This is a genomic window from Spiribacter salilacus (assembly GCF_009649225.1).
GTDB classification, from domain to species: Bacteria; Pseudomonadota; Gammaproteobacteria; order Nitrococcales; family Nitrococcaceae; genus Spiribacter; species Spiribacter salilacus.
Genome location: NZ_WJPP01000001.1, coordinates 328,820 through 342,263, shown reverse-complemented (window position 1 = coordinate 342,263; position 13,444 = coordinate 328,820). Strand labels below are relative to the sequence as shown.

Sequence of the window (13,444 nt, the reverse complement as noted above, 5' to 3'; positions counted from 1 at the left end):
CATGCGTCGTGTTGTGGGTCTGATTTTTGCGATCATACTCATTGCGCTTGGTTTGAGCTTTGCGATGCTCAATCCGCAGCCCGTTGCGCTAGACTTTTATTTTGGTCAATCTACGTTGCCTTTGTCTTTGGCGCTCGTCATGGCGCTTGCCATTGGGGCTTTTGTGGGCGTTTTGGTGGTTGTTGGCATCGTTTTTCGTCAACGCTGGCAGCTACGTCGGCTTAATCGACAATTAAGCACGGTGCAGTCGGAACTATCAGAGTTGAGAAAACTGCCAATTAGGCACGCTAATTAGCGATGTGGTATGTGCTCTGGCTGCTACTCCCTGTGGCGGCGTTGTCGGGCTGGTGGATTGGTAAAAAACAGGCTTTAGGCACGAGTTCCAGCAATAAGGCCTTATCTCGCGGTTATTTCCAAGGTCTGAATTTTTTGCTCAATGAGCAACCCGACCGGGCGATCGATGTTTTTATCCGCTTAGTAGAGCTCGATGAAGATACCATTGAAACCCATCTCGCGCTCGGCTACCTCTTTCGTCGTCGCGGTGAAGTAGACCGTGCCATACGAATCCATCAGAACCTTATTGCACGGCCCTCCTTAGACGGTGATCAGCGCTCAAACGCTATTCTTGAACTGGGCCGTGATTACTTGGCAGCCGGGCTGTTTGATCGGGCGGAGAGTCTGTTTAAACAGGCGATGGGAGCCCCTGCCTTTCGAGCTGATGCGCTGCGCCACTTGCTCGATGTCTATCAGCAGGAAAAGGAGTGGGAATCAGCCATTACGACTGCAAGGCGACTGCAAGGCCTAGGTGGCGAGCGGCTGGGGCCATTGGTGGCTCAGTTTGCTTGCGAGCTGGCGGAGTTAAAGATGGCGGCGAATGGAGAAATGGGGGAGGTCAGGCAGCTCATTAAGCGGGCATTCGGCTTTGACAGTCAGTCGGTTAGGGCATCATTGCTGCTCGGTGATATTGAGCAGCAAGAAGGGCGCTGGCGGGCGGCTATTAAGGCGTATCAGCGCGTCGAGTCTCAAGATGTTGATTTTGTGCCAGAGGTGCTCGGTCGTTTAGAAACTTGCTATCAAGCGCTGGGGCAGACCGAGCAGTACAAACAAGAGCTCTACAAGCTGCTTAATCGCTATACCGGGGTTAGCGTTATTTTAAAGGTAACTGACCTGATTGCAGCCGATGAAGGCAAGGAGACTGCTGCGGCATTTTTGGCAAAGCAGGTTGGGCATCGTCCCTCAGTGCGGGCGTTAAACCGGCTTTTGAGCCTCACTAGTGATAAATCGGTCACCTTAGAGGATGACCGGGTCTGTTATCGCTGTAGAGAATGCGGTTTTGAAGCAAGGCAGCTCCACTGGCTCTGCCCAAGCTGCCGGAGCTGGGCAACCATTAAACCGCTACGCGGCGTTCAAGGAGAATAAAAGAGATGAGTCAAGTGCCACCCAATATTATCGTTGCACTCGATTACTCTGACCCTGAGCAGGCAATCCAACTCGTTAATCAGTTACCCAATCAAGCGTGTTGCCTGAAAGTGGGCAAGGAGCTTTTCGTCAGGGGTGGTCCTGCATTGGTTGAACGTTGGGTAAAAGCGGGCTGGCGTGTTTTTCTTGATCTTAAGTTTCATGATATTCCGCACACGGTGGAAGCGGCGTGTCAGGCCGCCACAGATTTAGGAGTGTGGATGGTTGATGTTCATGCGCTAGGGGGCTCTGAGATGCTTGAGGCCGCAAGAGACGCGGTTGAGGCTGGAGGGGGCGATCGACCTTTGTTAATTGCGGTCACGATTTTGACCAGTCATCAACTGTCTACGTTAGAAGAAGTGGGCATTGCCGGTAACCCAATGCAGGCAGCCGGTCGCTTGGCCCGCTTGGCACAAAAATCAGGGCTCGATGGCGTGGTCTGTTCTGGGCATGAGGTTGAGGGGCTGCGTGATCACTTGGGTGCACAGTTTCGTCTGGTCACACCAGGGATTCGCCCCGCGGGGGCAGCGCAGGATGATCAAAAGCGGATTATGACACCAGAAGCGGCCGTTAGAGCGGGGGCTTCCGATTTGGTGATCGGTCGGCCGATTACTCGTGCCGACGATCCGGCTGCCGCACTAACGGCAATTCAAACTGCGATCCAACGCACAGAATTCTAATTTTTGGACGGTTAGTTTCATGGATAGCGGCGCTAATGATGGCGTGGCTATAACGGATTAAACAGGAGAATCTCCATGAAAACTTGGCGTAAACTTTCCCTTTCATTGATCCTTTTTTGTGTGGTGGGAGCAGCCGCCGCGGTAGAGCCGATCAATATTAACGAAGCCGATGCAGACACATTGCAGCTACTCTCCGGGGTTGGCCCTGCTACGGCGGCCGCGATTATTGAGGATCGCGAGATGAATGGGCCATTCGATTCGGTGGATGGGCTGACTCGTGTTTCGGGTATTGGTGAGGTCTCGCTCGAGCAGATGCGAGAGTCGATTGTGGTGGAGTAGGGTCAGAGTGCACCTTGGCGCACGGTGTTTAGCCTGACAGAGGCAGCACCGTGCGGTAAGCTTGCGCTAATAACAAGGAGGAAAGTAGCGCATGACAGCACGCATTCGCAAAGCGGTGTTTCCGGTTGCAGGACTAGGCACTCGTTTTCTACCCGCCACCAAAGCCAATCCTAAAGAAATGTTGCCAGTGGTGGATAAGCCGCTTGTGCAATATGCCGCAGAGGAAGCGGTGCGCGCCGGCATCGATACCCTTATTTTTGTGAATGGCCGTAATAAGCGCAGTATTCCCGATCACTTTGATAAAGCGTATGAGCTTGAGACCGAGCTGGAAAGTTCTGGAAAGTTAGATCGACTAGAGGCCGTCCGTAACATTATCCCGCCGGAGGTAACCTGCATTTATATTCGGCAAGCCGAGGCGCTGGGTCTTGGTCATGCCGTTTTATGCGCAGAGTCCGTGGTGGGAGATGAGCCGTTTGCGGTGATTCTTGCCGATGATTTAATCGACGATGACGCAGGTGATGGCTGTCTTGCGCAAATGGTGGCCCAGTATCAAGCATTGCAGGGCAGCATTTTGGGCGTTCAGCATGTACCGGCAGAGCATACAGATCGTTATGGAATGGTAGATGTTGAGCCTGTGCAGCCCAGGCTTGGGCGGCTTCGCGGTATTATCGAAAAGCCGCCTGCCTCAGAGGCTCCTTCTGATCTTGGCGTAGTGGGGCGTTATATCCTTACGCCACAAATTTTCGCATGTCTAAGAACAACCACCCCAGGTGCCGGTGGAGAAATTCAGCTAACCGATGCGATCGATGCGCTCATGCATAAAGAAGCCGTTTACGCGTACGAATTTCTCGGTACGCGCTTTGACTGTGGTGACAAGCTGGGTTATCTACAAGCGACCGTTGAATATGGGCTTAAGCACCCGGAGCTTGGCCCGGCTTTTGCTGATTACCTGCAATCGCGTTAATTGGGCACTCTTGCTTGAAGCCAAGCATTTTAAGAATTGCGATGGCTGGGCACCAGCGGGTGAAGGCTGACTGAAGCAGGTTGGCACCCACAAATGCGGTAAAAAGATACCAGCCTGGGTGCACCCAAGTGCCTAGAGCCAAGCTGAGTAGCACAAAAAAGCCTGCCATCGCGCGTAGACCTTCATTAACTGTCATAACAGAGTCTCCTAAAATTGATAACGAACACGTAAAAAGACGTTGGAGTTATTCTCCAACTGCGAATAAAAACCGGATATCTCATCACCACCAAAAAGATTGCCACCCACGCTGCCGGTTAGCTGATCGCTAAAGCGATACTCTAGGCCCGGCCGCAGATACCAGCCCTCATCAGAGGCCGAGTAAAATGTAAATAACGAAGCGGTAAGGTCTTGTTGTAAGAGTTGCCAAGTGATTCTATTGGTCAATAGATGCCGATCGTCATCGTCTTCGGACTCTAGGTAATACTGCCAGCCCAAGGTTAAATCACCGATAGGTGAATGCTCATACCCGGTTAAAAAGCGAAATTGATCTTCAGGCTCGGTCTCATGCATGGCAGTTTCAACATTCACAATGCCCCCGAACGCGCTGCCACGAGCGCTTGCACCAATCACATTGAGCCGAGGAAAGGTAGCGCGCTGCGCTTGCTGATCAAAGCCGGTTGGTTGTTTGTTAAACCCAGTAAACCCATAGCCAGCTAGCTCCACGCCATTGATGGTTTTAGAGAGCCGAATAGAAAACTCACTATCGTCTGCGAAGTCGTCACGATCAATTGGGTCAAGCCGCGGCGGGGCGGCTACACGCTCTCCGGCCATCGGCGAAAAGTAAGACAGGCGCTCACCGGTCAGAAAGCGGTCGGGGGCTGCCATGGGCATCCAAACAACATCAACTGCTATTGGGCCATACCAAGACAGTTTGGCCGCATTGGCAGGCGCTTTTAAGTACTCATCATCGCGCCCGCTAAAAAAGGAGATAAAGTCTTTCGGAAATAAATCGTTTAAAAAAACCAGATCGCCCGTGCCCCAAGTTAAAATCTGACGGCCGATTTGCAGATCAACCGAGTCACCAATAGGGGTGAAAAAGTTTGCCTCGCGCAGATCGCTTTCAACGTTGTCTGTAACGCCATCTAGCCAAAGGTCTCCCTTAAAGCTAATTTCGCCCCGTCCAATCGCGCGGTTTCCTTCAAGCTGTACGCGAGTTTCCGCCAGCGTAGAATCTTCCTCAAGGAGAGGCTCTGAGCGTGTACGCGCTGCCGCTGCGCCCTCAATAAAACCATACCAAGCCCAGCCCTCCGGCTCAGTGCCCCAATCATCGTCACCCCAGTCGTCATCGCCCCAGTCGGCCTCTTGGGCTAGGCTGATACTTGCCGCCAGTAAAGGCAGTACGAAAAACGCAGCGCGCAGACTCAGCAACATTGATCGGTAGCATCGCATCGTCTCACCCTCAATCCCGGCGTAGCCACTGACGTGGTGGGTTGCGCAGTGAGCGCTCACTGAAGATATCGTCCGGAAGTCCAATGTCGTATTCAGAGAACGCAAACTGCGTAATGGTGTAACCGCCTGAATCTAAGTCGCTCATACGCACCTCGGTACCGGTTGGATAACCATCAATAACCTCTACCTGGGTGACTTCCATGCGGCGGTAGACTTCGCCATTGTCACGCCGATATTCGGTACGCATGGGAAGCATGGTCTCGCGATCTATCCACGTCTGGAATGCGGCAAATTCAACGCTACTCGGATCGCGTGGCGTACTTTCGATAATGTAGTAATCCGCGTCGGTTTCGATCAATTCATGTTGGTCTTCCGCTAGGTCACGACCGGAGATGTCTTCGTAAAAGAAATTAGACCCGACAAAGCTTGTTCGCTTATCGCCAGAAGAGATTCTCCGTACTAAATCCAATGCCGGTAGGTAGAGCCAGCGATCATCCGCTTGGCCAACTTTCTTCTCGACCCGAAACACGGTGCCACGAATATCGGCAGGCCGGCTGAATACAACGAGATACCGCTGATCTCCACCGTCCTCTACATCCTTGCGCAGCAATACAAATTGGCGCTGTTGTTGATTATCGCCGTCAACAATCAGCATCCGTGCCGCTGATCGGCCATCGTCACCTGCATAATACGAAGCGTTATTGGCGCGTTCGACAATCTCATCGGCATCGGTCAGCTGGGCGTTTGCCGCCGTGGTGGTTAGCAGTGCTAGCCCAATCATCATTGAAAGGAGTGAGCGATACATCATGAGGTAGACTCCTGTGTGGTTGATGGCTTGCGATCTGGCATAAGCCATTTTTGGAGCAACGTTAAGATAGCCGGCAGCAGCACGATAGAAGCGAGTGCAGAAGCCGCCATTATGCTAGCTAAGAAAATACCCACCGTGTTGTAGGGAACAAGCGGCGCTGCAAGCAGCGGCAGGAAGCCCACCGCAATGACGATTGCGTTGCGTGAAATAGCTCGAGCTGGCTCCTTAAACATCAGGCGCATGCTTTCCGTAAATCGGCCCGTCGCTTGATAATACTCACGACTACGCTCAATAAAGTGAATTGCAAAGTCAACGGATAGGCCGAGCGTAAGCGAAGATAAAACCGCAATCGGCATGTCATAAGCTTTGCCAATAAGGCCTACAACGCCATAGATCAGGGCAATGCTCACGGTGAGAGGAACCATCGCAAGTAGACCAAAGATGATCGAGCGGAATAGCAGGAACATCATTAATGCCACCATTACCCAGGCAACCGCAAGGCTCTGCGCCATGCCTTTTACCATGGCGTTCTGCCAGACCACATTGATGTAGTTGAGGCCGCCCCAGCTGGCGGTTACGCCGTTAGGTAAGGGGTTTTCGGCAATATAGGCATCTGCCAGATCAATTACTTGTTGCATGTCTTGGTTATCGCCACTGGTCAGCTGAAGCCAAAGATTGGCTGCCTGATAGTCTTGCGTCACCATGCGCCATAGGTCATGGGGGCGATTAGAGCCCTGAAAGCTGAGGATGGTTTGCGCAACACCTTGACGCGTTTCAGGAATCTGGTAATCGGCATCGTCGCCACTGAGCAATTCGCGATAAACCGTTCGAACGAGATCGGCGAGCGTATTCACCTTGCCCACTTGCGGGCTCTCAGCAAGTGCTTCTTGCATTTCAGCAATGTAGGCAAGGTTCTCGGGTCTTTGCCAGAAGTTCAAATCGCCGCGGGCCTCGTCCGTGGCTTCAAGAAGTTGCTCTAAACCGGCAAGCTTTTCGGTATCAGCAAAAAATAACGCATCTTCTACTTCCACGCTGACTTGTTCTAGGTACGCTTCAAATTCTGTTGTATCAGCGGCGATGGGATCACTAATCTCGGCCCAAGTTTCACTGAGTGTGATGCCTTGTGCTTCGGCGTTATTCAAAATCTCATCAACACGGGTTTTAAATCGGGCCGGCGCCTGTTCAGCGACATTCGATTCCAGCCGAAAGTAGGCGCTATAGGTGCCGGCAAAATGACGGTTAAGTACCTCATCTGCAACGCGGATGGGGTGTTGGGATTGGAACCAGCGTACCGGGTTATCATTAACAACGATTTGGCTGATTCCGTAACCGGCCACCAGCAGGCTACCGGCAAACACAATCACCACAAAACGCGCCCGCGCCGTGGCAAATGTGCCTAGGCGGATCAAACTGCGGGCCAGTCCCGTTTCATCAGCGCTGCTCTCCTGGCTGCCTGCACGCAGTTTGCTGAGCCGCTCTGGGTTAATGGCAACGGCATAGGCCGGAATGAAAATAATGGTCAGTACAAAGGCGAGAATAATGCCGGCGCCCACAAAAAGCCCAAACACTTGCACGGGCGGTATCGGCGTGAAGGCTAATGAAGCAAATCCAATGCCAGAGGTAATTGAGGTATACAGCATCGGTGTAAATAAATGCCCCATTACCTCAGACATGGTCTTGCGAGCGCCTTTTTCTGGTCGGTATCGATCTGCAAATTCCGAGAGAATATGCACCGAGTCAACCACAGCAATGGGCATTAAAAAGATGGGGATCATGGAGCTCATGATGTGCACGGTATAACCCATGCCGATTAAAGCGCCCATTGTGGTGAGCACTACGGCAAAGGCCATTAACATGGGCGCGATGATGAGTGTAACGGATCGAAAGAACCACCAAAGCAGCGCGAAAATGACTAAGGCCGCAAGCGGTGCGGAGATGGCCATTTGAATAAACATTTCCACGCCGAAGGTATCTTCCGCCACGGGCAATCCGGTGATGTGAAAGTCATCTTGGGTATCGAGCTCGCTAATGAGGTCTCGAATTTCGTTTGCAATGCGGTAACTCTGATCTTTGGCCTCGATCGGTACGTAAATCGCAGTCGCTCCACCATCACTCGAAATAAGCGTATCGGCAAACAGGGGTAGGGAGAGCGTGGCTTCTCGTATGGCGAGTGCTTGCTCTGTGGTTTGCGGGGGCGTCCCCATCATTTGTTCAAACCGGATGGTCCCAACGCCGCCTTGCTCGATATTATCGACGGTGGCTAAAGAGAGTAGGTCGCGCCGAATAACGCCATCAATACCGGCAATGCCTTCTGATAAAGCATGTAGCGCAGTGAGTGACTGCGGGTTGAAGACGCCGTTGGAATTTTGTTCATTAACCACACCCACGACGATCATATCGTGTAGGTTAAATTGTTCTTTGATGAGGTTATGCCGAACGCGGTCTTCCTGCTCGCTCGGGAGCATGTTTTCCGGATCGGTATCGATCTGAATCAGGGGGATTAACGCGGTGCCCAGTAGAGTGATGAGCAGCGTGGCAATAAAAACAGCCCGCGGATGATCCATAGCGAATTCGGCAATACGACGACCCATGTCAACTCCTAACCATTAAGTCGTCTTACTATATTCCAATATAGTTAAATAGTAAAATACGAAAAGATCGTTTATCCTACTCAGCATGAATCACCCATTTAACAATGCTGATGAATCGCTAGAGCTGATTGCGCATCAGTTTCGTGTGCTTGGCGATGCCCAGCGCTTACGGATTTTGCATTGCCTACAGACGGGTGAGCGAACGGTTGGAGAAATCGCAGAGCTGACCAGCGCCAGTCAGTCCAACGTGTCCAAGCACCTAAGTTTGTTGCGTACCGCGGGATTAGTTGGGCGACGCCAAGCGGGTAATCGCGCCTATTTTGGCATTACAGCGCCGTTTATCTTCGATCTTTGTAATATTGTCTGTGATGGAACGCGCTCCCGTTTGGCTCGAGAACAGGCGTTGTTGCCAGATTACTGATTAATTACCGTATACTGAAGGGCATGATGCCGCAGCCTACTGCCAATGGCGCTCGACAGGCGTCCTCCATATCCATCCGCAGCCTCCATAAAGCTTTTTCAAGCAAAATGACTGCGCTTGATGGGGTGGATCTTGATGTGCAGCCTGGGGAGTTTTTCACACTACTTGGCCCTTCGGGTTGCGGCAAGACCACCTTGCTGCGGATCATTGCCGGGTTAGAACAGCCAGATCGAGGTTCCATATCTATTGGCGGGCGCCTGTTAGACGGTGTCCCGCCGCACCAGCGAAGCGTGAATACCGTTTTTCAGTCTTATGCGCTTTTTCCTAACCGAAACGTTCGCGACAACATCGGCTTTGGTTTGCAGATGCAGCGCGTTAAACGTCAGATTATTCAGCAGCGCGTTCAAGCAATGGCTGAGATTACTAAAGTAGATGACCTGTTAGACCGTAATCCTGAGCAGCTGTCAGGGGGGCAGAAGCAGCGCGTGGCTTTAGCGCGCGCATTAATTAACGAGCCCGATGTCCTTTTGTTAGACGAGCCCCTCTCGGCGCTTGATGCCGGGCTACGTGGCCAGTTGCAGGTTGAGTTACAACGCTTACAGCGGCGCCTAGGCATGACTTTTGTGTTTGTTACCCATGATCAGCAAGAGGCGATGGTGATGAGCCACCGGATGGCCGTGCTGCATGAGGGGCAGGTTCAGCAAGTGGGTACGCCGCAGGTTATCTATGAACAGCCCAAAACGCTTTTTGTGGCGCGTTTTATGGGGCACCAAAATATTTTTGCGATCCAGCAGCGAAACGAGGACGAAATCGTTGCCGATTTTGGGGTCTTAAAAGGGCGGTTCGCGGCTGGGTCGCATATTCTTTTGCGTGAAGAGGCCTTGTCTTTAAAGGCAGGCGTTGTTGAGGGGCATAACCGACTGACTGCAAGGGTTGAAGAGTGCTTGTATCGTGGCGGGAGCACGGAGTATCGAGTGCTCTGTGGCAACGCCCGTTTAACAGTTCGGTCGCACAACCTCGGTCAAGCACTGTTTGCTTCAGGTCAGGATGTAACCATTGACGTGGCGCCCGAGGCGGTTGCCATATTGCCCGGGTAGGGGGTTGATGCAGCAGATTGCAAAACAAACCGGGCAGCTGGTGGCCATCATCGGGCCAGGTGTTCTTTGGATCATCGTTTTTCTTGTTTTGCCGAGTCTCTACCTGATTAGTATTGCTTTTTTAAGTAATGATCCCTACGGGTTACCGCAACTTCCGCTGAGTTTACATGCGTTTCGTGAGCTTGCCGGGTTTGGTTTATTAGGTTGGAGTCCTGGCAACTTATACACCTTAGGACGTTCACTGTGGCAAGCCACCTTTGCCACGATTTTGGTCATACTGATTTCCTATCCTATTGCGTATTACATTGCCACGCGCCCTGTGCACTTGCGTCCGTTAATGCTCGTGTTAATTGTGGTGCCGTCGTGGACCAATCAGGTCATTCGGGCGGTTGGCTGGATGAACCTATTCTCCCCAGGCACCCCATTAGCTAACTTGTCGGCAATGCTGGGTTTTACGGAGCCGCAAATGGGGTTATTTCCCTCGCAGTTTGCGGTGGTCGTGGGCATGGTCTATAACTTTCTGCCCTTTATGGTGCTGCCGCTGTATGCGGCATTCGAGCGCCTAGACCATGCGCAAGTTGAGGCGGCACGTGATCTGTTTGCAACACCGATGCGGGCATTTGTTCATGCCGTCTTGCCGCAGACCTTACCCGGGTTGCTTGCCGGCACGGTGTTAGTGGCAGTTCCCGCGTTTGGCATGTTTGTTGTGCCTGAACTTTTGGGGGGAGGGCGCTCCAGTATGATCGGAAACCTTGTGGCACGGCAGTTTGCAGACGGTGCCAATTGGCCGCTTGGTGCGGCAGGCGCATTATTAATGATTTTGGCAACGCTCCTTGGGCTTTACATCCTTCGGCGCGCCGCGCGGCGGTTGAGTAGTGAACGCGAGATGCTGCTATGAGACTGTTTTGGTACGCCACCATGCTGTTTTTATATGCCCCACTGGCGGTAGTGGTTCTGTTCTCTTTTAACGCGGCAAATTCGCCCGCGCGATTTGCCGGGTTCTCTCTGCGGTGGTATGACCGGCTAATGACCAACGATGCCCTTTTGCTAGCCTTTAAGAACAGTTTAATACTCGGTGTGAGCTCTTCGCTGATTGCCGTGGTGTTTGGCGCGATGCTCGGCTATGGAATGTACCGTTTTCGGCACTGGCATTTGCATTGGTTGGTGTGGCTAATTTATCTGCCTATTGTTATGCCGGATGTGGTTTACGGCATTTCTGAAATGACGTTTTTTGTGGCCATGCACCGAAATTTTGGCATTTTTGAGCCGGGTCTAAGTACCATGATATTGGCTCATGTCTCATTTCAGATTCCGTTTGTTGCGCTGCTTGTGCACTCGCGGCTTTTAGTGCTCGATCCGTTACTTTTTGAGGCCTGTGCTGACTTATATGCCTCACCACTCAAACGCCTGCGTTATTTCTTAATACCCGTGCTTTGGCCGGCGCTGCTTGCGTCTTTTTTGTTAGCGTTTACGCTTTCAATCGATGATTTTGTGATCAGCTTCTTTACCGCCGGGCCAAGTAGCACAACACTACCTATTTATATTTGGAGCGCGGTTCGTAAAGGCATTACGCCTGAGGTTAATGCGGTTGCTGCGCTCATTATTGCTGCCGTGGGCATCGCAGGTTTGGCAGCGCTGGTCTATCATCACGTTAAATTTCGCTTCAGCCACTCAGTAAAAACATAAGTAAGGGGAAAATCATGGCCGGAATAGTCCGAGGCACGTTGCTAGGTTCATTATTAGTGATGAGTTTGCTGGTAACAGCAACACTTTCAGCGCAAGAGCGCACCCTGAACGTGTTCAACTGGTCGCAATATATGGATCCAGAAATTATTGAAGCATTTGAGGCCGAGTACGACGTTACGGTGGTTGAAAATTACTTCAATTCCAATGGTGAGATGTTTGCCAAACTACGGGCGGGCGGCGATAGTCAGTATGACATTATCGTGCCGTCAAACTACTACGTGCCGCGACTGATCGAGACCGGACTGGTCCAGCCACTTGATCATGAACAGCTGCCTCATTTGAATAATTTGCTCTCAACCTTCGTTAATCCAAACTTTGACCCTGGTAATCGATACTCGGTGGCCTATCAGTGGGGCACTACCGGTGTTGTCTATAACCGTGCGGTGCTCGGTGATGTTGAAAAGAGCTGGAGTGTGTTGTTTGACCCCAAAGTCAATCCAGATCAGCCCTTTGCCGTGCCTGAGGATGCCCAAGTGGTGCTTGGTTCGGTTTGTGCCTGGTTGGGTTATGGCTATGACTGTGATGCCAGAGATGAGCTGATGCAGGCCGCTGAGGTAATGCTTGATACTAAACAGCGGGGCAACTTTGTGGGTTTTGTGCAGGGCACACCCGTACTTCAGCAGATTGCGCGCGGCAGTGTGCACGCGGGCATCACGTTTAATGGTGATTTTATCTTCTACAAAGATGAAGACCCCGAGGCTTACGCAGATATCGAGTTTATGATTCCTGAAGAAGGCGCCGAGGTATGGGTGGATAACCTGATGATTCCCGCTAACGCCCCAAATGCCGATTTAGCGCATGCCTTTATTGATTATTTGCTGCGTGCAGAGGTGGCCGCCCAGCTTTCTAACTGGACGTACTATGCCAGTCCAAATGCTGCAGCACAGCCCATGTTAGACCCCATCCTTCAAGAGGTACCCATTACTCCAACGCCCGATGAAATGGAAGTGCTTGCTTTTACGCCAAGCTTAAAAGGCGAGGAGTTGCAATTTCTGCAACAGCTATGGCGTGAGATTGAAGCACGTTGATGGATGCCGATTGGGCCGAGGCGCTTGACACGTTGTATGCGCAGGCATGGAAGCGCCTAGAACGGGGGGTGGCTGATCGTCATGCCCCGGGGCGCCATCCTACTTTGGCAACCGTGGATGCGGCAGGCATGCCGCAGGCACGCACAGTTGTGCTGCGCGCCGCGGATAAAGAATCTGCCACGCTTAAAGTCTATTCAGATCGTAATGCAGACAAAGTTGATCAGGTGCTAGCTAGGCCGCATGCCGCTATCCATATTTGGGATAACGTGGCCCATTTGCAGCTGCGTCTGTTGTGCGAAGTAACGGTGCAGACAGGTCAGGCGGTGCGGGGCATTTGGGACCAGCTCTCAGCCCACGCGCGGGCCTGCTATGGCTTTCAGCCTTTCTCTGGAACGGCTGTGCCTGATGGGGTTGCCTATGAGAAATGGCCAGACCCAGACGCATTTGCCGTACTAAAACTGCAAATTCGTGAAATGGAGGCGCTGCACTTGGGGCGCAAACATCGCCGTGCACGGTTTGCCCGTAATGATGGATGGGTAGGGCAATGGGTAGTGCCGTAAAACGAAAGGGAACTAGAAATGAGCGATAACGGACAGATGGAAGTAACGACGGATAGTTGGAGTTGGAAAAAAATCCTCAAGCATGTGATTCTTCCGAAACCGAAGGGTTCACCCAAGGCTGGGCAAAAAGAAATAGCCCTAAGAATTAGCCTAGCGGCGGTTGGGCTCTTGCTGGCCCTACTCGTTTATTTTAAATGAAGAAGGGACTCTTGATTTAAATGGCTCCCCGGGACGGGCTCGAACCGCCGACCCAGTGATTAACAGTCACTCGCTCTACCAACTGAGCTACCGGGGAATTGCTAT

15 protein-coding genes and 1 tRNA gene are annotated in these 13,444 nt (G+C 52.1%); 11 read left to right on the top strand and 5 right to left on the bottom strand.

The annotated features are described in order from the left end of the window. The first annotated feature begins 1 nt into the window (after position 1). The 5 genes from GH984_RS01740 (at position 2) to galU (ending at position 3,441) form a co-directional block, all read left to right on the top strand. Positions 2–295, top strand: a complete 294-nt coding sequence (locus GH984_RS01740; protein WP_153718481.1) for a LapA family protein — start codon at positions 2–4, stop codon at positions 293–295. Between the two features lie 2 nt (positions 296–297). Then, a complete protein-coding gene (gene lapB / locus GH984_RS01735) occupies positions 298–1,419 on the top strand; it encodes a lipopolysaccharide assembly protein LapB (RefSeq protein ID WP_153718480.1) in 1,122 nt (373 codons plus the stop codon). Positions 1,420–1,424: 5 nt separating this feature from the next. Then, a complete protein-coding gene (gene pyrF / locus GH984_RS01730; RefSeq protein ID WP_153718479.1) occupies positions 1,425–2,138 on the top strand; it encodes an orotidine-5'-phosphate decarboxylase in 714 nt (237 codons plus the stop codon). A gap of 75 nt (positions 2,139–2,213) precedes the next feature. Continuing rightward, positions 2,214–2,477 (top strand): ComEA family DNA-binding protein, encoded by a 264-nt coding sequence (locus GH984_RS01725; protein WP_153718478.1) that lies wholly within the window; start codon positions 2,214–2,216, stop codon positions 2,475–2,477. Between the two features lie 91 nt (positions 2,478–2,568). Beyond that, the gene (gene galU / locus GH984_RS01720; protein WP_153718477.1) at positions 2,569–3,441 is read left to right on the top strand and encodes a UTP--glucose-1-phosphate uridylyltransferase GalU; all 873 of its coding nucleotides are present in this window, start codon (positions 2,569–2,571) and stop codon (positions 3,439–3,441) included. Here galU and GH984_RS01715 read toward each other — a convergent pair. From GH984_RS01715 to GH984_RS01700, 4 genes are read right to left on the bottom strand one after another with little or no spacing between them, the layout of a single operon-like run. Beyond that, positions 3,389–3,637 carry a YgaP family membrane protein gene (locus tag GH984_RS01715; RefSeq protein ID WP_153718476.1) on the bottom strand — a complete coding sequence of 83 codons (249 nt, stop codon included), beginning with the start codon at positions 3,635–3,637 and terminating at the stop codon, positions 3,389–3,391. The genes galU and GH984_RS01715 overlap by 53 nt on opposite strands. Positions 3,638–3,648: 11 nt before the next feature. After that, positions 3,649–4,872, bottom strand: coding sequence for a hypothetical protein (locus GH984_RS01710; RefSeq protein WP_153718475.1), 1,224 nt, complete (start codon positions 4,870–4,872; stop codon positions 3,649–3,651). Positions 4,873–4,900: 28 nt separating this feature from the next. After that, positions 4,901–5,698: an outer membrane lipoprotein-sorting protein gene (locus GH984_RS01705; RefSeq protein ID WP_153718474.1), complete on the bottom strand. Its 798-nt coding sequence runs from the start codon at positions 5,696–5,698 to the stop codon at positions 4,901–4,903. Beyond that, positions 5,695–8,289, bottom strand: coding sequence for an efflux RND transporter permease subunit (locus GH984_RS01700; protein ID WP_153718473.1), 2,595 nt, complete (start codon positions 8,287–8,289; stop codon positions 5,695–5,697). Before GH984_RS01700 ends, GH984_RS01705 begins: the two co-directional genes overlap by 4 nt. A gap of 85 nt (positions 8,290–8,374) precedes the next feature. On the opposite strand from GH984_RS01700, the gene GH984_RS01695 reads away from it, so the two are divergent. From GH984_RS01695 to GH984_RS01670, 6 genes are all read left to right on the top strand, one after another. Further along, the gene (locus tag GH984_RS01695; protein WP_153718472.1) at positions 8,375–8,710 is read left to right on the top strand and encodes an ArsR/SmtB family transcription factor; all 336 of its coding nucleotides are present in this window, start codon (positions 8,375–8,377) and stop codon (positions 8,708–8,710) included. 107 nt (positions 8,711–8,817) lie between these two features. Next, complete coding sequence (locus tag GH984_RS01690; RefSeq protein WP_253939079.1) at positions 8,818–9,807, top strand: ABC transporter ATP-binding protein; 990 nt, start codon at positions 8,818–8,820, stop codon at positions 9,805–9,807. Between the two features lie 7 nt (positions 9,808–9,814). Further along, positions 9,815–10,705: an ABC transporter permease gene (locus GH984_RS01685; RefSeq protein ID WP_153718470.1), complete on the top strand. Its 891-nt coding sequence runs from the start codon at positions 9,815–9,817 to the stop codon at positions 10,703–10,705. After that, a complete protein-coding gene (locus tag GH984_RS01680) occupies positions 10,702–11,493 on the top strand; it encodes an ABC transporter permease (RefSeq protein ID WP_153718469.1) in 792 nt (263 codons plus the stop codon). The genes GH984_RS01685 and GH984_RS01680 overlap by 4 nt, the downstream gene beginning before the upstream one ends. A gap of 14 nt (positions 11,494–11,507) precedes the next feature. Next, entirely contained in the window at positions 11,508–12,581 is a 1,074-nt protein-coding gene (locus GH984_RS01675) for an ABC transporter substrate-binding protein (protein ID WP_216643605.1), read from the top strand. Further along, a complete protein-coding gene (locus GH984_RS01670) occupies positions 12,581–13,141 on the top strand; it encodes a pyridoxamine 5'-phosphate oxidase family protein (protein WP_153718468.1) in 561 nt (186 codons plus the stop codon). Before GH984_RS01675 ends, GH984_RS01670 begins: the two co-directional genes overlap by 1 nt. 219 nt (positions 13,142–13,360) lie before the next feature. Here the strand turns inward: GH984_RS01670 and GH984_RS01660 are convergent. After that, positions 13,361–13,436 (bottom strand) — tRNA-Asn (locus tag GH984_RS01660). Positions 13,437–13,444 lie beyond the last annotated feature (8 nt).

What these genes read in the sequence shown, in the direction of transcription:
- GH984_RS01690 (WP_253939079.1), top strand. Translation starts at nt 8,818, where the DNA reads ATGACTGCGCTTGATGGGGTGGATCTTGATGTGCAGCCTGGGGAGTTT.
- GH984_RS01670 (WP_153718468.1), top strand. Translation starts at nt 12,581, where the DNA reads ATGGATGCCGATTGGGCCGAGGCGCTTGACACGTTGTATGCGCAGGCA.
- GH984_RS01695 (WP_153718472.1), top strand. Translation starts at nt 8,375, where the DNA reads ATGAATCACCCATTTAACAATGCTGATGAATCGCTAGAGCTGATTGCG.
- GH984_RS01675 (WP_216643605.1), top strand. Translation starts at nt 11,508, where the DNA reads ATGGCCGGAATAGTCCGAGGCACGTTGCTAGGTTCATTATTAGTGATG.
- galU (WP_153718477.1), top strand. Translation starts at nt 2,569, where the DNA reads ATGACAGCACGCATTCGCAAAGCGGTGTTTCCGGTTGCAGGACTAGGC.
- GH984_RS01715 (WP_153718476.1), bottom strand. Translation starts at nt 3,637, where the DNA reads ATGACAGTTAATGAAGGTCTACGCGCGATGGCAGGCTTTTTTGTGCTA.
- GH984_RS01740 (WP_153718481.1), top strand. Translation starts at nt 2, where the DNA reads ATGCGTCGTGTTGTGGGTCTGATTTTTGCGATCATACTCATTGCGCTT.
- GH984_RS01705 (WP_153718474.1), bottom strand. Translation starts at nt 5,698, where the DNA reads ATGATGTATCGCTCACTCCTTTCAATGATGATTGGGCTAGCACTGCTA.
- GH984_RS01685 (WP_153718470.1), top strand. Translation starts at nt 9,815, where the DNA reads ATGCAGCAGATTGCAAAACAAACCGGGCAGCTGGTGGCCATCATCGGG.
- GH984_RS01710 (WP_153718475.1), bottom strand. Translation starts at nt 4,872, where the DNA reads ATGTTGCTGAGTCTGCGCGCTGCGTTTTTCGTACTGCCTTTACTGGCG.
- lapB (WP_153718480.1), top strand. Translation starts at nt 298, where the DNA reads ATGTGGTATGTGCTCTGGCTGCTACTCCCTGTGGCGGCGTTGTCGGGC.
- GH984_RS01725 (WP_153718478.1), top strand. Translation starts at nt 2,214, where the DNA reads ATGAAAACTTGGCGTAAACTTTCCCTTTCATTGATCCTTTTTTGTGTG.
- GH984_RS01700 (WP_153718473.1), bottom strand. Translation starts at nt 8,289, where the DNA reads ATGGGTCGTCGTATTGCCGAATTCGCTATGGATCATCCGCGGGCTGTT.
- GH984_RS01680 (WP_153718469.1), top strand. Translation starts at nt 10,702, where the DNA reads ATGAGACTGTTTTGGTACGCCACCATGCTGTTTTTATATGCCCCACTG.
- pyrF (WP_153718479.1), top strand. Translation starts at nt 1,425, where the DNA reads ATGAGTCAAGTGCCACCCAATATTATCGTTGCACTCGATTACTCTGAC.